Annotated in this window: 22 protein-coding genes; 7 read left to right on the top strand and 15 right to left on the bottom strand. The window is 62.8% G+C overall.

Annotation, left to right across the window (positions count from 1 at the left end; genetic code table 11):
- Positions 1 to 6 precede the first annotated feature (6 nt).
- The 13 genes from ACEN9T_RS16165 to ACEN9T_RS16105 form a co-directional block, all read right to left on the bottom strand.
- Positions 7 to 342, bottom strand: a complete 336-nt coding sequence (locus ACEN9T_RS16165; protein ID WP_413708266.1) for a head decoration protein — start codon at positions 340 to 342, stop codon at positions 7 to 9.
- 24 nt (positions 343 to 366) lie between these two features.
- Complete coding sequence (locus tag ACEN9T_RS16160) at positions 367 to 1,470, bottom strand: head maturation protease, ClpP-related (RefSeq protein WP_413708265.1); 1,104 nt, start codon at positions 1,468 to 1,470, stop codon at positions 367 to 369.
- Positions 1,460 to 2,965 (bottom strand): phage portal protein, encoded by a 1,506-nt coding sequence (locus tag ACEN9T_RS16155; protein ID WP_413708264.1) that lies wholly within the window; start codon positions 2,963 to 2,965, stop codon positions 1,460 to 1,462. The genes ACEN9T_RS16160 and ACEN9T_RS16155 overlap by 11 nt, the downstream gene beginning before the upstream one ends.
- Positions 2,962 to 3,168 carry a phage head-tail joining protein gene (locus tag ACEN9T_RS16150; protein ID WP_413708263.1) on the bottom strand — a complete coding sequence of 69 codons (207 nt, stop codon included), beginning with the start codon at positions 3,166 to 3,168 and terminating at the stop codon, positions 2,962 to 2,964. The genes ACEN9T_RS16155 and ACEN9T_RS16150 overlap by 4 nt, the downstream gene beginning before the upstream one ends.
- A gap of 8 nt (positions 3,169 to 3,176) precedes the next feature.
- Positions 3,177 to 5,123 (bottom strand): phage terminase large subunit family protein, encoded by a 1,947-nt coding sequence (locus ACEN9T_RS16145; RefSeq protein WP_413708262.1) that lies wholly within the window; start codon positions 5,121 to 5,123, stop codon positions 3,177 to 3,179.
- A complete protein-coding gene (locus ACEN9T_RS16140; RefSeq protein WP_413708261.1) occupies positions 5,120 to 5,767 on the bottom strand; it encodes a hypothetical protein in 648 nt (215 codons plus the stop codon). The genes ACEN9T_RS16145 and ACEN9T_RS16140 overlap by 4 nt, the downstream gene beginning before the upstream one ends.
- A gap of 235 nt (positions 5,768 to 6,002) precedes the next feature.
- On the bottom strand, positions 6,003 to 6,626 hold the full coding sequence (locus tag ACEN9T_RS16135; RefSeq protein WP_413708260.1) for a hypothetical protein: 624 nt from the start codon (positions 6,624 to 6,626) through the stop codon (positions 6,003 to 6,005).
- A gap of 219 nt (positions 6,627 to 6,845) precedes the next feature.
- A complete protein-coding gene (locus ACEN9T_RS16130; RefSeq protein ID WP_413708461.1) occupies positions 6,846 to 7,214 on the bottom strand; it encodes a hypothetical protein in 369 nt (122 codons plus the stop codon).
- A 31-nt stretch (positions 7,215 to 7,245) separates the two neighbouring features.
- On the bottom strand, positions 7,246 to 7,545 hold the full coding sequence (locus ACEN9T_RS16125; RefSeq protein ID WP_413708259.1) for a hypothetical protein: 300 nt from the start codon (positions 7,543 to 7,545) through the stop codon (positions 7,246 to 7,248).
- Positions 7,542 to 8,585 (bottom strand): hypothetical protein, encoded by a 1,044-nt coding sequence (locus tag ACEN9T_RS16120; protein WP_413708258.1) that lies wholly within the window; start codon positions 8,583 to 8,585, stop codon positions 7,542 to 7,544. Before ACEN9T_RS16120 ends, ACEN9T_RS16125 begins: the two co-directional genes overlap by 4 nt.
- Before the next feature lie 164 nt (positions 8,586 to 8,749).
- Complete coding sequence (locus ACEN9T_RS16115) at positions 8,750 to 9,190, bottom strand: hypothetical protein (RefSeq protein WP_413708257.1); 441 nt, start codon at positions 9,188 to 9,190, stop codon at positions 8,750 to 8,752.
- Positions 9,191 to 9,416: 226 nt separating this feature from the next.
- Positions 9,417 to 9,644, bottom strand: a complete 228-nt coding sequence (locus ACEN9T_RS16110) for a hypothetical protein (RefSeq protein WP_413708256.1) — start codon at positions 9,642 to 9,644, stop codon at positions 9,417 to 9,419.
- Between the two features lie 40 nt (positions 9,645 to 9,684).
- Entirely contained in the window at positions 9,685 to 10,209 is a 525-nt protein-coding gene (locus ACEN9T_RS16105; RefSeq protein WP_413708255.1) for a phage regulatory CII family protein, read from the bottom strand.
- Between the two features lie 534 nt (positions 10,210 to 10,743).
- Here ACEN9T_RS16105 and ACEN9T_RS16100 point away from each other — a divergent pair.
- Both ACEN9T_RS16100 and ACEN9T_RS16095 read left to right on the top strand, forming a co-directional pair.
- A complete protein-coding gene (locus ACEN9T_RS16100) occupies positions 10,744 to 11,232 on the top strand; it encodes a hypothetical protein (protein WP_413708254.1) in 489 nt (162 codons plus the stop codon).
- Positions 11,233 to 11,484: 252 nt separating this feature from the next.
- On the top strand, positions 11,485 to 11,685 hold the full coding sequence (locus ACEN9T_RS16095) for a hypothetical protein (RefSeq protein WP_413708253.1): 201 nt from the start codon (positions 11,485 to 11,487) through the stop codon (positions 11,683 to 11,685).
- A gap of 85 nt (positions 11,686 to 11,770) precedes the next feature.
- Here ACEN9T_RS16095 and ACEN9T_RS16090 read toward each other — a convergent pair whose 3' ends face one another.
- Positions 11,771 to 12,523 carry a class I SAM-dependent methyltransferase gene (locus tag ACEN9T_RS16090; protein ID WP_413708252.1) on the bottom strand — a complete coding sequence of 251 codons (753 nt, stop codon included), beginning with the start codon at positions 12,521 to 12,523 and terminating at the stop codon, positions 11,771 to 11,773.
- Between the two features lie 128 nt (positions 12,524 to 12,651).
- A complete protein-coding gene (locus ACEN9T_RS16085) occupies positions 12,652 to 13,560 on the bottom strand; it encodes a LysR family transcriptional regulator (protein ID WP_413708251.1) in 909 nt (302 codons plus the stop codon).
- A gap of 109 nt (positions 13,561 to 13,669) precedes the next feature.
- Between ACEN9T_RS16085 and ACEN9T_RS16080 the strand changes: the two genes are divergently transcribed.
- The 5 genes from ACEN9T_RS16080 (at position 13,670) to ACEN9T_RS16060 (ending at position 17,289) form a co-directional block, all read left to right on the top strand.
- Complete coding sequence (locus ACEN9T_RS16080; protein WP_413708250.1) at positions 13,670 to 14,980, top strand: MFS transporter; 1,311 nt, start codon at positions 13,670 to 13,672, stop codon at positions 14,978 to 14,980.
- A gap of 64 nt (positions 14,981 to 15,044) precedes the next feature.
- Positions 15,045 to 16,247, top strand: coding sequence for a M20 aminoacylase family protein (locus ACEN9T_RS16075; protein WP_413708249.1), 1,203 nt, complete (start codon positions 15,045 to 15,047; stop codon positions 16,245 to 16,247).
- A 389-nt stretch (positions 16,248 to 16,636) separates the two neighbouring features.
- Positions 16,637 to 16,774 carry a hypothetical protein gene (locus ACEN9T_RS16070; RefSeq protein WP_413708248.1) on the top strand — a complete coding sequence of 46 codons (138 nt, stop codon included), beginning with the start codon at positions 16,637 to 16,639 and terminating at the stop codon, positions 16,772 to 16,774.
- Position 16,775: 1 nt separating this feature from the next.
- The gene (locus tag ACEN9T_RS16065) at positions 16,776 to 16,985 is read left to right on the top strand and encodes a hypothetical protein (protein ID WP_092969991.1); all 210 of its coding nucleotides are present in this window, start codon (positions 16,776 to 16,778) and stop codon (positions 16,983 to 16,985) included.
- A gap of 22 nt (positions 16,986 to 17,007) precedes the next feature.
- A complete protein-coding gene (locus tag ACEN9T_RS16060) occupies positions 17,008 to 17,289 on the top strand; it encodes a hypothetical protein (RefSeq protein WP_413708247.1) in 282 nt (93 codons plus the stop codon).
- Positions 17,290 to 17,296 lie beyond the last annotated feature (7 nt).

Below are 17,296 nucleotides of genomic sequence, written 5' to 3'. Positions count from 1 at the left end.
GGGTGCTTAGCGAACGGCGATGAAGGCCGCGAGCAGGTCGGTGCGGGCTTTGGCGTCAAGACCGGTGAGGCGGGCTTCGGCCACCTCTGCCAGGCGCACGATGGCGGTGGCGCGGCGGACGGTTTCGGACGCGCGCAGCGGTGCGTAAAGGATGGCGGCGGCTTTGCCGTCTTCCGTGGTGCCGTACGGGGCGTAGCCGGTACCGTCGGCGTCCTGCTCGAGCAGTTGGCCGGCGGGAAGCGCATCGCCCGCCGCCACGGTGATCTGCTCGCGCGAGAGGCTGCCCGGCGCTTCGGTCAGCAGGAATTCGGCGGTTTGTACGCCTTGTGTCTGGATCTGCATTTGGTGTGACTCCAATGGATTGCTTCAGGCGAGAGCCGAAGGCGTTTTCTTGCGGCGGGCGCTGTAGATGCTCGGGCCGTGCGGGCCGGCCTTGCGCTCGGTGGTTTCCTGCCCTGCCACCGGCTGACGATTCGACAGCCCCGTCGTGCTGGCTGCCATGACGCGGTCGTACAGCCGGGCGCGAACCTGTTCGGCGTTGAGCCCGTCGGCAACGAATTGCGCGGTCAGCTCTGGCAGGTGTGCCGCCGTGCACAGGCCGGCGATGTCTTTGGCGCGGGCGACAACGGCGTCGATGGCTTCGTTGCTGGCGAGCGCGCTGGCTGACACGACAGCCTCAGCCAGTTGCGGCAGGCCTGCGGCGCGGCACGCTGCGAAGGCGTGTTGCGCGAGCGCGCCGGCGTCGGGCGCCGGCGTGGCAGCGACCGGCGCGGCCGGCGGCGCTGCTGGTGCTTCCGGTGCAGCGGCTTTTGGCGCCTCCGCCGGCGGAGCTTCGAGCGCTTTCAGCAGTGCCTCGGGCGTGTGCTCGAACCGCGCGAGCAGTTCTCCGGTGCGCACAGACGCCTGCAGCTTGACGGGCGCCTCGATCTGGTCGGCGAAGCCGCGATCTTTGGCCTCGGCCGCCGTCATCCACGTCTCTGCGTCCATCATGGCGACAATCTCGTCGTCGGTCAGGCCGCACTTGTTGCGGTAGGCGGCGACGATGCCGTCGCGCGTCTTGTCGAGCAGCTCGGCGGTCTTGCGCATCTGCGCGGCGTCGCCGGCGGCGATGGTCCAGGCGTTGTGGACCATCATCATGGCGTTTTCGGGCATGACGATGGTGTCGCCCGCCATGACGACGAGCGACGCGGCCGAGGCGGCAATGCCATCGACGCGCGCCGTCACCTTGCCGCTGTAGCGGCGCAGTGCGTTGTAGATGGCGAAGCCGTCGAACACATCGCCGCCGCCTGAATTGACGGCCACGAGGATCTCGTCGGCGTCCTTCGCCACGGCGTCCAGCTCGTTGACGAATGCCTTGGCGGTGGTACCCCAAAAGCCGATGTCGTCATAGATGCGCAACTCCGCGACCGTCTTGCCGGCGGCGTTGCGCGCGGCTTTGAGGTCGTACCACTTCCTCTGTTTAGCTTTCATCGTTGGTGTGTTCCTGGTTGTCGGTCACGCTGCCGGCGCTGTTGCGCCTGCGCGCGTCCGAGTCGAAGACGAGGCCGAGCCTGTCGGCGCGTTCGTTGTCGGCAGCGTTTTCGGCATCGGTGGTCTCGGGGTCTTCGCCCTGGGCGAGGATCGTGGCCGAACGACTTGCCAGCCCTGCGCGAATGGCGATGCGCTGGGCCTGCACGTCTTGCACCGGGTTGATGTACGGCCAGCCCTGCGGCACCCAGCGCACGCGCTGATAGAGGCGCCGGTTCCGGTAGTAGTCGGGCATGGGCAGCACGCCGGACAGCGCCACTGCGTCCGTCCAGGCGGCCCACACGGGGCGGCAGTACTGGTGGATGAAGACGTTCCACTGCAGCTGCTCGAGCTGGCGACGGAACTCGCCGAGGATCACGCGCAAGGCGCGGTCGCTGACGTCGCGCAGGTCGCCGGTGAGCACTTCGTACGGCAGGCCGACCGATGCGGCGGCAGCCATGAGCTGCTGGCGCATGAAGGGGCCGTAGTCGGTGCCGGCGCCGGGTGGTTCGGCAAACTGCACCTCCTCGCCGGGAAGCAGTTCTTGCAGGGAGCCGGGCTCCATCGATGTGAGCACTGTGCCGTCGCCATCGAACTGGGCTGGATGGCCCGTCACCATATCCAGCTTCACGCTGGTGGGTGCTGGCCGGGTGATGAAGCCTGCGAACAGGTTCGCCACCTCCTGCCGCACGAGCACCGCGTCGTCGAAGCTGTCGAGCGTGTGCAGGCGCAGCAGCACCGTTGCCAGTACCGAGCAGCCGCGCACCGCGCCCGGTCGTAGCGGCTCGAACACGTGCTGGATCTCCGAGGCCGGCACACGGACCGTTCCCGCCTGTGCCGTCGCGCGCCCTGACTCGCCCGGGTGGCGACGGTACAGGTGATAGGCAACGCGGTCGCCGTCCCGGTCGAACTCGACGCCCGAGACGATCTCGCCGCCATTAGGCAGCATCTGATTCAGATTGGCCGGTAGGTGGTCGGCTTCGAAAAGCTGCACCTGCAGCGGCACGCAGAGCCCACGTTCCGGGCGGCGGGGGCGGACGCGGTTCAGAACCTCCCCATCGGTGAATAGAGCGCGAGCGGCGAGCGTCTGCAAGCCGTAGAAGTCGAGCAGACCATCGGCGTCGGCTTCGAGCACCCAGTCGCTCCACAGCTCTTTGAGCGCGCTGCGTACGGCCAGGTCGGGATGCTCGGGGTGCGGCACGATGCCGGTACCGATGGCGTTGGTCACCAGCCCGGCAATCGCTTTCTTGGCCCATGGGTCATTGCGAACGGCGGCGCGTGCACGCGTGCGGATGGTGCCGAGATTCTGCGTGACCGAGGCGTTTGGCCCTGCGCCCGATGCACGCCACGCGCGGCCCCGGCTGCCGGTGGTGCCACCGGCCTCGTACGCCTGCGCCCGAACCGCCCGCTCCGCCGGCAAGACGAAACCGAGCTGGCCCAGCGCAGGGTATCGGGTCATGTCACCCCCTTGCCCGCCGAGCGCAGCCGGATCACGCGCGATGCCGGTGCGGCGTCTTCGAGGTTGCGGACGATCTCACTGCGGATGCGCAGCATCTCGTCGACCGAGCGGTATCGGGCGCGCCGGTCCTGAAACTGAACCTCGACCTCGCCCTTCACCAGCGCGCTCTCGATGCGCTGGAGATCTTGCTGTGTGTAAGCCATGCGGTTCTCTATCGTCGTTTGAGGTAGCGCGACGCGGCCACGCGGCGGCGTGTGTGCGCTGTGCGCGGCGGCTCTACGGCCGGTGGTGCGGCCGGCTGTGGTGGCGCTTCGTCGTTGACGGGCGCCGCGGCAAACAAGCTGCCTTGATCGAAATGCATGCGCAGCCGACGCCAGTCGGGTTCCTGATACTTGTGAACGCCGAGGTAATACGCGACGGCCAGGTTGTAGACGTTCAGGTCGAGGATCTCGTTACGGTCGCCCCGCGCCTTGACCCACTCGGTGCGCGGGTAGCCCTTCACGTAGCGCACGATCTGCTTCTCTGCGGTGAGCTGCTTGTAGAACTCCAGCGGCAGGTCGTTCGAGAAGTGCAACGCGCCAGGGCCGCTGGTGAGCTTGAAGCGGTTGTAGATCCAGTCCTTGGCGGTGTCGGTGCCGACGATCCAGAGCTCGGCGCCGTCGACTTCCGTGGTGCCTTGCCACGTCACGTCCACGCGGGACGGGCGCTGTGCGATCACGGGCTTGTTCGGTTTGCTGGCGCCTTTGACGGCCAGCACGTGGCGCCACTGCCGCAGACGCGTGAAGTGATAGACGTCTTGCGTGTGGCTGCCGCCTGAGTCGATGGCAACAGCGCGGATCTGCATCTCTTTGCCGGAGGCGTGCAGGAACGTTGCCTGCAGGGCTTCGTCGAGCGTCGCCCACAGCGCGGGGTCGGACGGGTCGCCCATGAAGACCTGGTGATCGATCGTCCAGCGCTCCATGCCTTCGCCCCAGCCCATGACGAGCAGTTCGAGGCGGTCGTCCTGCGTGTCGACGGCGGCGGTCAGCAGCAGCGCGCCGGCGGGCACGGTGCGCAGGCGGTAATCCTCTGCGCGGTCACGCAGTTCGTCTGCGCTGGTGCGCTGCTGGGCGTTGTCCCAGACGCGCGCGAGACGCGTGTTGTAGAACACCTGCATCAGGCCCGGATCGCCTTTCTCTTGCGCCAGCTTGGCCTCGCGGTGTTCCTTGATGAGCGCGCGCCAGGACACCCAACCCAGCGGCGAATACACCGTCGACAGGTGGAAACCTACTGTTTCGCCGTCGCCTTTGGCGTGCGGGATCCAGCGGCCGGTCTTGAAGAGCGCGGGCTTTTCGTGCTCGCGGATGCGGTAGAAGCACGCGGGGCACTCGCAGTAGACGTCGGACAGATCGTCGCTTGCGCGCAGCTGCTCGAATTCGAGGATGTGCTCATGGCCGCAGTGCGGGCAGGACACGTAGTAATGGCGCTGATCGCTCTGCGCGTAGAGCTCGGCGATGCGCGAGGCACCGTCAATCGTCGGCGAACTTGTGTAGTAAAACTTGGCGTTGCGCCCGAAGGTGCTGGCGCGCTTCTCGGCGATGCCGATGGGGTCGCCTTCGTTGTTGAGGTCGCGCACCCAGCGGTCGATTTCGTCGCCGTACACATACCGCGCGGAGACTTCGGCCAGGTTGGCGGCAGAGCCGGCGGTGTTGATGAAGAGCGTGCCCTTGCGGAAGTCTTTGCGCTCGGCGGTGTTGGCGGCGTCACGCGAGCGGGCCGATGCGATGCGCTCGCGCAGGACCGGTACGGCATCGATTGTCTTGGCCACACGTGCGGAGAAGCGGCGTGTGAGGTTCAACGTCGGTTGCAGCGCGAGGAAGTTGGCCGGCGCGCGGTGGATCGTCGCCGAGATCCAGTTCAACGCGACTTGCGTCTTGAACAACTGCGACGCGACCATGGCGACCACGCGCAAGCACGGATGCGCGGGCGACAGGCACTGCATGGGCTCGACGGCGTACGGCGTGCGCGCGGAGCGGTATGGCCCGGTTTCGGCGGCGCCCGACTCGTCGGGGATCACCATGAAGTCTTCGGACCACTGGTCTACCCACAGTTCAGGGTCGGGCTTCAAGCCGGCCAGGAAGGCGCGGGCGAACAGTGCAGCTCCGTCGGGATGGCTCACGATGTGTCGATGGGCTCCATGGAGCCGTACCTCTCTTTCCCCGCGCGTGACAGGTCGGCCAACTTGCCGCGGTCGGGATCGTTGATGGATTCGGAAAGCACTGCGGCGCCGTGGTCGATCATGTCGTCGAGCACTTTGCGCAGTGCGGTTTCGAGATGGCGCTCGACGGCCCATGGGTCGGTCATCGAGGCAAGCTCGGGTGCGATCTGGCGCGGCAGGCCCATGATGCGGTCGCGCAGGTTGGCGCCGATCTTTTCGGCGGCGTCTTCGACGGCAATACGGCTGACCAGCAGGCCGGAGACCCACTGGTATTCGGTGCGGGCTAGCTGTGCCTGGTAGTACTCGCGTTCGGCGCGGGCGGCTTGGAAGTCGTGGCCGAGGGATGGGTCGGCATCGGGCGTTGTGTCTCTGGCGCTGTAGACGTCGCGGTCGATGCGCGCGGCTTCGTGGCGGGCGCGGACGGCTTCTTTGGCTGGGTCGGCGCCGCGCTTGATTTTTGCGAGCGTGGCATCAACGTCGACCAGCTTGCCGTCGGGCGTGGTGACCAGCTTCCCTTCTTTGCCAAGCTTGGTGACGTAGCTGGGCGACCAGTTCTGGCGCGCCGCGAACGCGGAGCGCGTCAGGAGGATCGTTTCACTCATCATTTCACCGTTTCACCTCGTCGGAGGTGAATTTCACTAAGCTGGAAAACTGGCCGCTAACGAAGAGTCGCGGGTGAGCGCCCCCGCAGTACCCCTTGAGCCCAGGGGCCCCCGGCCTATACGGGGGCGACCGACCGCAACTATCACGCCCCCGGGCTTCCGGCCCGCGCTCGCCGACGTTGCGACCTGTGCCGCGTCCCTTCAGAAGAGAAAGAGGTTCATCCTCGATTCGCGCAAGTCAGAAAAACAGGCGCCACCACTTTCTCTTTGGCAGCACAATATTGCGGGCGCGCTCTTCAATCGAAGGCTGGCTCGTTCGAATGCGATCTCTGTGTTGAATGGGTTCGCCGTTCTCATGCCATCCATCAAACGGCATGGTGAACTCGTCAATGTTGACTGCGTCCATCATTGCCTGCCGGAGAACCTCCGCGAACGCTGCTTCGCCCACCCACACCTGTTCGTCTCCGTCCGCCAGATACCAGCCCTGCGATTCGGCTGCCATGGCCCCTAGGATCAACTGCTGGAAAGTTGCGGCGGAAGGGGAACGACCTGATGAGGTGCGTGTGTGGACTGCGATCTCGTATTTGCGGACGCCTCGCGGTGCATAAGAATGGTTTTCCGCCGAGCGAAGCGCTGTCCAGTACTCGAACGCTGTGAGAAATGGTGCGGCCGGCTCTATGCGAGAAATTGATTCTGGACATTCGTGCACGGCAAGCCACAGCGTACCGCTTGCCGGCGTTTGCAAAAGTGTTGCGCCCGGTGGCAACGTCACCTTAAAGCCATGGGCGGCCAGTCGTTGCAGCACACGGCGGTCCAAATCTATTCCGGAGGAGCGCAGATAGGCACTCGTCGACAGGCTCATGCTCAGCTTCTTTTCAGAGGAAGGAGCATTAATGTTGCAACGCGACGCGAATAAAAACAATGTGTGCGCGCCTTGGCGTAGCCGCCAACACCAGTCCACTTCGCTGGACCCAACGCCCGACAAAACAAAAAGCCCGACACAGCAATCCGGTCGGGCTTTCATTTTCTATGGGCGCACGTCGCCCCACGAACCGAACTGTAAGCGACGCCCCTCGCCCCATCAATACTCGACACCGAATTTAACAATCCACGGCCTGATCGCCACCTTAGCCGCCGCATACGCCAGCGGCTGCCGCAGCCCCGCACGCGGGTTCCGCCACACCCCCGGCCCAAGGCGATTGCGACACTCCACCCGAATCGCCAGCGCATGGTCGCCCGAGATCGCCTCCATCGCCGCCGCCACCTGCTGCATCTGCCACGCATCCACGCTTGCCTCGTGAATGTCATCCGTTGACATCCACTGCCGCGAGCTCGCAGACCCACCGCACGTCGCATCCCGGTTCGAATACCACTTCGCGCCCGAATACTGCGCCTCCCAGCGGAACCACTCCAACAGCAGATCATCGAGCGCCTGATCCTCGCTCGTCACCAACGCAGATCGCCTCGTCACCTCACGCGGCTTAACGCAATACATCCGGCCTCCTCGATCCCATGATTTGATACATCCGCCCAAGATGCGTCTCCGCCCGCACCATAGACGGCGGCGCCCCCACCAACGGCGCCTCCGGAATCGGCGGCAGATGCTCAGCCACCGCCACCCGCCACTGCGCCGACCACCGCTCCTCAGCATCACCCCAGCGCGCCGCCTCAACGGCCTTCATCCCAAACCGCACCGCCGACCAGAACACCGCCCGCGACGGCCACTCACCTTTGCCGCGCGCCGCCAGCACCGCCGCGTTGAACGCCTCCTCAGCCGTCATGCCGCACCTCGCGCAACGCTTGCCGCGTGCCGCAACCGGCCCGCATGCCACGGCAACCCAGCCACCGCCTGCTCCGCCTGCGCCTGCAACCGCGCCAGCGCCTCCTCCTGCTGGCGCCGCAGCGCCCTTGCCCGCTCGCGCGACTCCCGCACCGCCGCCGCATACGACGGCACCCATTCCGGATCGCTCGCCCGCTTCGCGTGGTACGCCAGCATCGCAAATGGATCGTCCACACCACCGGCCGCCATACGGCCCCGCCATTCGTCGATCACCACCTGCCTCATGGCCACGGGTGCCCGAGCCACGATCCGTGCAACACGCGCCCGCTCGGGCCCTCTCAGGTCAACCGGCCAGGCAAGGTCTGCTTGCCACGCCACGCTCTGCCCATCCTCACTCTCTGCAAGCCCATCCCCAACCACGCTCGTGTTCTGACCACGTTCCTCTGAGAGCCGGTGCCGCCGCGAGCGACGGTGTTGGGGGCCGTTTCGATCCTCCCGCGCCGCAGGCGTGGGGGGCTCAATCTCCTTCTTCTCACGCGCCCGGCGTGGGGGGTTAGGGGGGTTGGTTTTAAAGGTGTTACCGGAATACGGATGTGTAGCGGCTTTCGCGTTATCCACAGACTCCGGCACATCCTTGAAACCCGCGTCAGCATTGAACTCATAGCCATCCTGCGGGTGTATCGAACCTCGACCGGCTTTCTTTTGGACGCACGAATCCGTATCCGCCAACGGGCACGCAAAAACGAGCTCGTACTGCCCGCCAAGCCGACGCAGCAGCCCCAGCTTCTCCAACTGCGCCAACATCCGCTGCAGCTTCGACTTGTCATGCGCCAGGTAGCGCACGCCACGGCGCGCAGTGCGCTCCGTCCACTCACGCAGCGCCTGATACGAGATCCGCACCACGCGCCCCACCACGCCCGTCCTGAAGTCCATACGCGGGCGCAGCGCCACCAGGTACAGATGCGCGATCTCCGCACCCGCCCCGGCCAGCGCGCTCAACTCAAGATCATTGATGCGATACGCCGACACCCTCGCCTCCATGCGTGCGCGCCAAGCCCATATACCCCGCCAGCCACGTCGCGTGATGCGCGGTGCCAGCCGGATACTCGTTCGCCTCATCCAACGGACGGCCAGACAATGCAGCCGCCCTGCCCTTGGCCCAAACAGCGCCAACGGCCTCGATAGGAATGTCCATGGAATCGCCCTTACAGCCGCAGCGGCGCGGCCTTACACAGCACGTCGAACACCGCCACAAACTCCGGCGACGTCGACGCAACAACGGTGGATCGAAAAGCGAGGCGCTCCGCCTCAGTTGAAATCGCGCGATAACGCGACGCGCAGGCCAACGCCAGCGCAGAAGACTCACCAGCCGCATTGAACGGCCAAAACACATCAGCCAGCGGCCACGCGCAAGCATCCAGCAGATGCTCCGCAAACTTCGACAGCACCGGCAACCCGCGAGGCTTGAACGCCCCCGCAATGCGGTGCCAGGCACAACACATCTGATCGACGCGCTCACACGACAAGCCCACAGCAACACGTCCCGCCTTGCAGCACGTCATGCCGTGTGAAAAGCGTGGCGTGTTGTCCTGCGTTTGTGTCATGCGCGATCTAGCCCTGTCAAAAATCGATACAACGTGGCGCAACAGGTTGCCGCCCGAACTGCTGGCGGCAACACTGCGTCGTCGGATCCGACAACCCGACGAAGACCGCTCACAAACCTCTTCAAGAACCACATGGACTACTTTCAGCCGCGCAAAGACGCTGAGGACTTGCTTGACTACATCCTCAAATATCAGACCACCCTATTCCAGAATCAAATAGGCGCGAGCGGAGAACCCGGCAAAGCTGTGGCCCAATTCTGCGAGCAGTTCATCGAGACTTATTCCGCTTACCTTTCCGGGCGGCCTCGGTAACCTCGGCCAACAGCCTCAGCTCGCGCGTCAGGACCTCACGGGTTTCCTTGAGACGCGCGGGCATCGACGTAGAAAAGCTCGCCCGTTCCTTCGCCGCCAGCCCGCACAGCACATCCGCTATCCGCTTGGCATCGTCGCGCGACAACTTCGCCGCCCCACCGCAATTCGCTTTACAACCTTGCATCACTTCTCCTATGCGCTCTCGCGCTTCAAAAAACAGCCAATCACGCCTTGCCACGCAGCCGCTGCAACCGCTCCGCATCACGCTGCGCACGCACACGCAACAGCTCGCGCAGCACCATCACAGAAGCCGTCGCCTCTTCAAACTCCCGCTCCAGCTTGCGCATCTCACCCTCGGAGAGATGGTTGTCCGCCAGCGCCGCAGACATCGCGCGGCTCACATCGCCCACCTCGGCCAACACCTGGCACAGCGCCTCATACAGATCCGTATTCGGCAGATCCTCGCGGGCTACCTCGGGCAGCGGAATCGCCACCATCCCGTGCCGCCAGCACAGCGCCTGAATCGGCAGCTTCGCGTTCGGCACACCAGCGCCTTCCGCGTGCTCGACAATCACCGACACCTCTTCGAACGACACGTAGTTCGTCTGCACATGCGGCAGCAGCTTGTTCCGCAGCACCGCGGCGGATTTGTCCATCCGCGCGGCCAATCCTTCAACGCCGCCCGGATAACCGCGCGCTACCCAATAGAGCGCATCGTGTTGATTGATTTCGGAATAGTGGTGGCTCAAGAGGTGTCTCCTAAAGTGGGGTCATAGGGCCGCCGGGCGCATCGCACTACCGGCTGTTCTGGCGGGCGCGTACACTCGCCTCATCGTTGGAAAGGCGCGATCCAGCGTGTGGAAGTTGCTCCTTCGACGAATGCGCCGAAGACGGGCCACAGGTGCCGCAGCCGGTATCATTCGAGGCTTGGGCCGCGTTGGCCGCGGGTGTCGCCATGCAGATGGCGCGCGGGCGGAGACAAGCTCGGGCCAGATCAAATGCCAGTCGTCGGGACGAAGGTGTTTGCGCGTAACAAGCGCACGCGTCTCCCTCTCGATGCCGACGCAGAACATCGGCCCTAACCGTATGCGGAGGCTGATTGCCTTGCGCAGGTAGCGGATCGTCGTGCCACACAAGCGCGCGAAATCCGCCTGCTTGTCGGGTGACATTGCGTTTAAGTAAGCCCGCAGGTTTTCCATGCGGCGATGGTACCCATGGGTATTTTTTATCTCAATACCTTGGCGGGGCGTTTCCGCGAAAAACAGGGCCGGAATTTGTAAAGAATGGATAAGTACGAACGACGTCGGCAGCGGCTGGACCAGATTCGCGTCTCTCGCTTCGAGGGCTCGATCGTCAAACTCGCCCAGGCAATCGGCAAGGCGCAGTCATACGTCGGACGCATGCTCTACGAAGAAGGCAAAGCCGGTGGCAAGCGAATCGGTGAAGACGTCGCGCGCGAGATCGAGCAAGCGCTCCACCTGCCGCCTTTCTCTCTCGATGCAGAAGACGAGGCCCCGCCAGCGCCAGACCTGGGCGCACTGGCAATCGGTGCGCTGAATGACCTTTCTGAACGAGATATCGAAGCAGCGATTGCGACTCTTGAAGCAGTGCTTGCGGCAAAGAAGCAGCTTAAAGGTGGCGCGCGGCTTGTCGGCTCAGCTGGACCGAAGGCAAAGCGCTTCGAGGAAGCACCAGCAGAAGTTGCCGAGCCTTCCGACTACGGCTACCCTCCGGTCCCCAAGGCAAAGACGCAGCGCAAGCGCGCCAGTTAAAGAATCCCGCTTCGGCGGGATTTTTTGTTTCCTGTTGAGCAGGAAACGAATAGGAGGATTCTTATTCTATTGTTGGCCGCCCACCAACAACATGACTGCCCGCGCGGGCCGTCAGTCGAATCAACAATGGGCATCCTCATTCCGTTTCCTCAGCCAGGCACGCGTACACGGCCTGGAAGTCCTAATGCTGCAGAGTGCGAAGTACAAGAGGCGCGACTCGCAGCCGCGTACCGGCGCGATCTCGATCGCACGGTGGCTCTGCTGATCGAGCATGTGCAGAGCGATGGATACGACGGCGTTGCGCTCATCCTGAAGCCGACGTCTTCCACTCTCACGCCGGCATTCGTGGTTGGCGGCTTTTACAGACACCGCCTCACCGAGGCATCAGACGCAACGATGCAACTGCACCTCGCGATCAAGCTACGTGCGCGCGAGCAATCGCAAATGCCATAGGTGTTGGCCGTTGTACTGCAAGCGGGCATTGAACAAGACCATTGCGCCCGCCCGCGGCGCCCTAGACGCGCGCGGGGCCAGGCTCCTAGGTACGGCGTCCGACGAGGACCGGTTGAAAAAGAACGTTGTCCAGACGCTGCACTTCATGCAGACCGGCCTCGCGCATCAGTTCTTGCAGGCGGTCGGTGGTCACTGCGTAATAGCGACTTGTAAGGGCCTCCGTCGCGCAGCGGCCATCCGGCTGTTCGGTAGTGAGGTACATGCGCAGGTCGTAGCAATTGCCGTCCCATTCCCAAACCTGGACAGCAAGGAAACGTCGTCCCTCAGAATCGCGATGAAGCCCGTATGGGCGCACGTCGGGTGAGCGCCGCTCGATGATGGCGTAGTCTCTAACGGAGAGCACCAACAGGCCACCCGGCCGCAGAACGCGATAGGCACTGCGTAGCGCCTGCAATATCTCGGCGTCTGTGAGCAGGTGTGGCAAGCTGTTGTCGCAGGCGAGAACGGCAGCACAACTTTCGTCGGCAGCGCCGTGCAACGTGCGAAGATCGTCAACGCGTACGCTCGCCTGTAGATTGCGTGCGTCTAGTTCCTGCTGCAACCTTTCGACTGCACCGGCCGACAGGTCCGAGGCGGTTACTGAATACCCCTCCGCCACCAAGCCCAGCGTCTGAGTGCCAATACCGCAAGCTGCATCAAGAACAGGCTCTCCAGGTCCAACGCCCCATCCCTTTAGAAGCTGCGCTAGTGCCTCGCCTTGGTTGCGAACGGCGGCGTCCCAGTCGCCATAGAGCAAGTGATAAAACGGCGCGAGTCGATCGTAGAAGTTGCTGCTCATTTGTGCTCGTCGTCGGTGGGTTGTAATCAAGATCAGCATAGGTGCCTCAGCGCCGTCTTGCGTCTACAGGACGGTTGATCCACTCACCTTGCTTGGGTTGAATCCATCTCCGGTGACCGACAACATCATCAAGACGGTCGTCCCCTCTGCAATTGATCGACAAAGCGAATGAGCGCTGGATTCCCATCGTCAGCCCTGCAGACGAATGACACCGGATGGGTCATCGTGAGGTCGGGATGGTCGAGCAAGACCACGTCCTTGGGGCAGGTATGTTGAGAGACGTCCGAGACAATCGAATATCCCATCCCTGCCGCAACCAGTCCAAGGATCGTCAACACATCACTGCCAATCTGAACCTTCTTGGGCGAAAAGCCTGCCTGCTGGCACTGGTAAGTAAGGAAATCATCGTACGCGGGCGCAGTCTCCCGCGGAAACCATATGCACGGCTCATCTTTCAACTGCGCGAGTCGCTTAGGCACCTTTTTCGCCAGCGCACTGCCACGCTGCAGTGCGAGCTTGAGGCGGCAATTGAAGAGGTGCGTTTCTCGAAGACCCTGATTGTCCGGCTTATCTTGGGGCAAGTATCGCCAAGTGAGGAAACCCCCATCGAGTTCGCCTGCAATAATTCTCGCAATCTGTCGCGTTGATAGCGTCGGCTCCAGCATGAGCGCAACCTTTGGGACAGCTGCCGAGAACGACCGCAGCGACTCCAGTATCTGAGGGTGCCAGCTGTAATTTGGTGCTATGCCAATCCGCAACGCCCCTTCCACGCCGCTTGCGATGCGCGAGAGCCGCTCCTTGGCCGCATTAAGCTGAGCAAGCACCGCCCGCACGTCAATTGCGAACTGCGCCCCAGCAGTAGTCAGCGCGCTTCCTCTCGCTCCCCGCTCGAACAGCACCACGCCGAGCTCTTCTTCCAGGTCCTTCATCTGCCGGCTTAGCGCGGGTTGAACGACATGCACGTGCCGGGCAGCTTCAGAAACACTCCCGTGGTCCGCAATTGCCAAGAAATATTTGAGCTGACGCAGATCGATCATGATTTACCCATGCCGCAGAGATATGGCCCACATCTCAATTCAGCATTTCTTGTTATAGCTTCCCCATCCTACACTGCCGCGCACTCTCATAACAAATAAGGAGACTGCCATGCACGACAGTGTGCTTGCCCAAGACATGAACAGCCCTAGCGCGCTTGTTCAACGACGTACGGTTGTTGCCGCAACAATCGGGAACGTCCTGGAGATATACGACTTTCTGGCCTTCGCCATCTTCGCGGTACCGATCTCGAAGGCATTCTTCCCATCGGGCGATGAGTACGTCGCGCTCATACTGACGTTCATGACGTTCGCCGCAGGCTTCATAGTGCGTCCGCTGGGCGCGCTGATTCTTGGCCGCTACGCGGACCGTGCCGGCCGCAAGAACGCGCTGAGCCTCACGCTGCTCCTCATGGCGCTGGGCACACTGGTACCGGCAATCTGCCCGACGTACCAAGCCATTGGAATTGCTGCACCCCTTATTCTGGTTCTCGGGCGCCTGGTACAAGGTTTTTCAGCGGGCGGGGAAATCGGCAGCAATGTGGCAATGTTGATTGAGAACGCGTCCCAATCGAACCGCGCGCTTTTCAGCTCATTTCAGCAGGTGGCACAAGGTGGGGGCGTACTTGTAGCCGGGTTGATTGGACTTGGCCTGACTCAGTATTTTGGCGAGCAACAGATCCTTACCGAGTATTGGCGGATCGCCTTCCTTGTCGGCTTGCTCATCGGCCCCGTCGGTTGGTATATCCGCCGCTCAATTCCCGAAACCGCGGAATTCGTGCGCGCTGAGGCGTCCGGCCACACGCACACCTCTTTCATCTCAGGGTTGCGCGCGCACTCCGGCCGCATTTTTCTTGGCATCGCAATCATGGTCTTCTGGACCGTAGCGGCACAAGTATCCAATTACTTCACAACCTATGCTGTGCGCGATCTTCACCTGCCGCTAGTGGCAAGTTACGTTGGGCAGATCGCCTGTGGCATCACGTTGATATTGGTCTGTCCGTTGGTCGGCACTTTTGCAGACAAAGTCGGACCATTCAAGCCAATGGCATGGGGCGCTGGGCTTGCGGGTGTGCTGGCATACCCATTGTTTTCAGTGCTCGCCTCCCACCCGAGCCTTCTGACGTTGGTCGCCGTGCAGTCAATCATTTCGGTTTTCCTTGGTTTGTATGCTGCCTGCGCACCGTTGGTCTTGGCTGACATTTTCCCCACCGAGTACCGCGCAACCGGTGTCGGCACTTCCTACGCGCTGGGTGTGACGATTTTTGGAGGCCTCACTCCGCTTGCAGTCACCACCCTCATCCATATCAGCGGGGACAAATTGATCATTGGCCTCTACCTGTCAGGAGCAGCCCTCGTCAGCCTCGTGCTCATCGGCGTTATGGCGCTCGGCAGGCTGGCTTACGGCACCCGATCGGTCTGAAGCGACTCCACCTCACGCAAGAAGCCGCGCCTGCAGACGCGGCTCAACCTGCAAGCCTAGAAGCATGAAAAGCCCCAAACACGAACACGCTGACTATTCGGAAATCGTTCGCATCCGACGCTGTCTCCACGCACATCCCGAACTCAAATTCGAGGAGGAAAAGACGTCCACCTTCGTTGCCAAGACGCTCCGCGATTGCGGTATTGAAGTCGTAGAGCACGTCGGCGGGTACGGCGTCGTGGGCACGCTCAAGAAGGGACGCTCTGATAAATGCATTGCGCTGCGCGCAGACATGGATGCGCTGCCATTGCAGGAACTGAACACGTTCCCTCATGCCTCGCAGTTGGCCGGGAAAATGCATGCCTGCGGACATGACGGGCATACAGCGATGTTGCTAGGCGCCGCGATGCAGCTCAGCAAAGACATCGACTTTGACGGCACAGTCCAGTTTGTATTTCAACCCGCCGAGGAAGGCGGCGCAGGCGCCCGACGGATGATTGAAGACGGGCTGTTCGAGCGGTTCAGGATCGACGCCATCTTCGGCATCCACAACTGGCCGGGCATGCCGGCCGGCTCATTTGGCGTGCGAGCCGGCCCTCTCATGGCTTCCAGCAGCACCTTCAACGCAAAAATCACCGGCAAGGGTTCGCACGGCGCTCAGCCGCACCACAGCCTAGACCCGGTTGTCGTGGCAGTGCAAATCGCCCAGGCTTGGCAGACAATCGTCTCGCGAAATGTCGATCCAAACCGCCCCGCCGTCCTGTCCGTCACGCAGATCCATGCTGGTACCACGGACAACATTATTCCCGAAGTGGCCACGCTTTCTGGAACGGTCCGCACCTTCGACCCCGCCACACTGGATCTGATCGAGCATCGGATGTCGGCGATTGTGGAGAACATCGCCGCCGCATTTGGAGTCAATGCAAGCTTTGCTCTTGAACGAATCTACCCGGCCTTGTTCAATCACGAAAAAGAGACCGGCGACGCAGCTGAGGCAATGCTATCCGTTGTCGGACACAACAGGCTCGATACGAACGTCGACCGCGCGCTGGCCTCCGAGGACTTCGCATTCTTCCTTGAAAAGAAGCCCGGCTGCTACGCATTCTTGGGCAATGGCGTACTACCTGGCAGTCAGTGCGAAACCGGTCTCACATCGCATCAACTCCACAGCCCCTACTACGATTTCAATGATTCGATCATCGGGACTGGTATCGCCTATTGGATTTCCCTGGTCGAGACACTTCTATCTGTGAAAGTGCCAACTTAACGGCGGAAGCTGCAGAAAGGGCTTCGGATTGCCGATGCCCTCTCCAAGCTAGCCAACTGCAAATCGAAAACAGAGCAGCGATCCTGCAGCGCTTGGTCGGCGCTCTATACAACTGCATCCAGAACCAAACGGCTACATTAAACGGCGGTCACACATCTCTACATCTTTAAGTACCTTCTGGTATTGTTTCTAATATTCCCCATGGGTATCTTTGCTTCAGTTGTCTTGTGGAGCTCAGATGAACACCCTGTCTAGATTCACCGGCGCCCTCGCCTACCTCGCCGCCCTCGGTGCGGTCCTATCCTTCCACGCATACGCCCTCCATCTCGACGAGTCATCCGAGACAGAGCCCACGCGCATCACCCAGCGCCAGGCATGAGGAGGACACGATGCACCGTTCCTTCCTCCACCGCCTCGCGTCCGGCTACTTCAGCCATCACCCCGCCCTCGGCCTCGCCGTCGTGCTGATCGCGTTCGGCCTCGCTGGCGCCATCGCGCCCGATGCCGCAATGGTGCTCGGGGCCTGACATGCCGCCGCGCCCCATCGCGGACGCGGCCGTGCTCGCCGAGCGCAACAAGCTCCGCCTCATCTGCACGGATGCGCAAGCGCTCGCCGCCGGCCCCATCCGCACCGCCATCGAGGCATCCGCGCACGCCCGCACCCATCCGCGCATTCGCACGACCCGCCGAGTGTGGGTCGACCTCAAGAAACTGGCTGCAGGCGACTTCGACGACTGACCAGCCGCAACGGAGACCAATCATGCATCGCATAGTGAACCGTACCCCCGCCACCCTCCGCATCGGCAAGCACGACGTGCAACGCCGCCCCCTGCCCGGCTCGCTGCATTGCAGCTACACCCTGCGCGTCAATGGCGAGGTCGTGTGGGAGAGCATCAGCATCCCCTGCGCACGAGATCTCGACAGCGCCGTCAAGACGCACCGCTCGTGTCAGGAAGTCATCGAGTCCGCGCGCCGCGGTGGGCGTCGGATGGGCATGCAGAAGATCAACGGCGCTGTTCGGCCGAAGCGGGGGGCGTTGTGAGGAGGCT

It is taken from the genome of Ralstonia sp. Ralssp110 (assembly GCF_047325135.1).
In the GTDB taxonomy this organism is placed as follows: domain Bacteria; phylum Pseudomonadota; class Gammaproteobacteria; order Burkholderiales; family Burkholderiaceae; genus Ralstonia; species Ralstonia mojiangensis.
This window is presented reverse-complemented; position numbering and strand designations above follow the sequence as displayed.

Excerpts from the sequence above, each read along its gene's own strand:
- ACEN9T_RS16070 (WP_413708248.1), top strand. The coding sequence starts at position 16,637 with ATGCACCGTTCCTTCCTCCACCGCCTCGCGTCCGGCTACTTCAGCCAT.
- ACEN9T_RS16080 (WP_413708250.1), top strand. The coding sequence starts at position 13,670 with ATGCACGACAGTGTGCTTGCCCAAGACATGAACAGCCCTAGCGCGCTT.
- ACEN9T_RS16155 (WP_413708264.1), bottom strand. The coding sequence starts at position 2,965 with ATGACCCGATACCCTGCGCTGGGCCAGCTCGGTTTCGTCTTGCCGGCG.
- ACEN9T_RS16125 (WP_413708259.1), bottom strand. The coding sequence starts at position 7,545 with ATGACGGCTGAGGAGGCGTTCAACGCGGCGGTGCTGGCGGCGCGCGGC.
- ACEN9T_RS16160 (WP_413708265.1), bottom strand. The coding sequence starts at position 1,470 with ATGAAAGCTAAACAGAGGAAGTGGTACGACCTCAAAGCCGCGCGCAAC.
- ACEN9T_RS16150 (WP_413708263.1), bottom strand. The coding sequence starts at position 3,168 with ATGGCTTACACACAGCAAGATCTCCAGCGCATCGAGAGCGCGCTGGTG.
- ACEN9T_RS16065 (WP_092969991.1), top strand. The coding sequence starts at position 16,776 with ATGCCGCCGCGCCCCATCGCGGACGCGGCCGTGCTCGCCGAGCGCAAC.
- ACEN9T_RS16140 (WP_413708261.1), bottom strand. The coding sequence starts at position 5,767 with ATGATGAGTGAAACGATCCTCCTGACGCGCTCCGCGTTCGCGGCGCGC.
- ACEN9T_RS16075 (WP_413708249.1), top strand. The coding sequence starts at position 15,045 with ATGAAAAGCCCCAAACACGAACACGCTGACTATTCGGAAATCGTTCGC.
- ACEN9T_RS16060 (WP_413708247.1), top strand. The coding sequence starts at position 17,008 with ATGCATCGCATAGTGAACCGTACCCCCGCCACCCTCCGCATCGGCAAG.
- ACEN9T_RS16085 (WP_413708251.1), bottom strand. The coding sequence starts at position 13,560 with ATGATCGATCTGCGTCAGCTCAAATATTTCTTGGCAATTGCGGACCAC.
- ACEN9T_RS16120 (WP_413708258.1), bottom strand. The coding sequence starts at position 8,585 with ATGGAGGCGAGGGTGTCGGCGTATCGCATCAATGATCTTGAGTTGAGC.
- ACEN9T_RS16165 (WP_413708266.1), bottom strand. The coding sequence starts at position 342 with ATGCAGATCCAGACACAAGGCGTACAAACCGCCGAATTCCTGCTGACC.
- ACEN9T_RS16110 (WP_413708256.1), bottom strand. The coding sequence starts at position 9,644 with ATGCAAGGTTGTAAAGCGAATTGCGGTGGGGCGGCGAAGTTGTCGCGC.
- ACEN9T_RS16100 (WP_413708254.1), top strand. The coding sequence starts at position 10,744 with ATGGATAAGTACGAACGACGTCGGCAGCGGCTGGACCAGATTCGCGTC.
- ACEN9T_RS16135 (WP_413708260.1), bottom strand. The coding sequence starts at position 6,626 with ATGAGCCTGTCGACGAGTGCCTATCTGCGCTCCTCCGGAATAGATTTG.
- ACEN9T_RS16090 (WP_413708252.1), bottom strand. The coding sequence starts at position 12,523 with ATGAGCAGCAACTTCTACGATCGACTCGCGCCGTTTTATCACTTGCTC.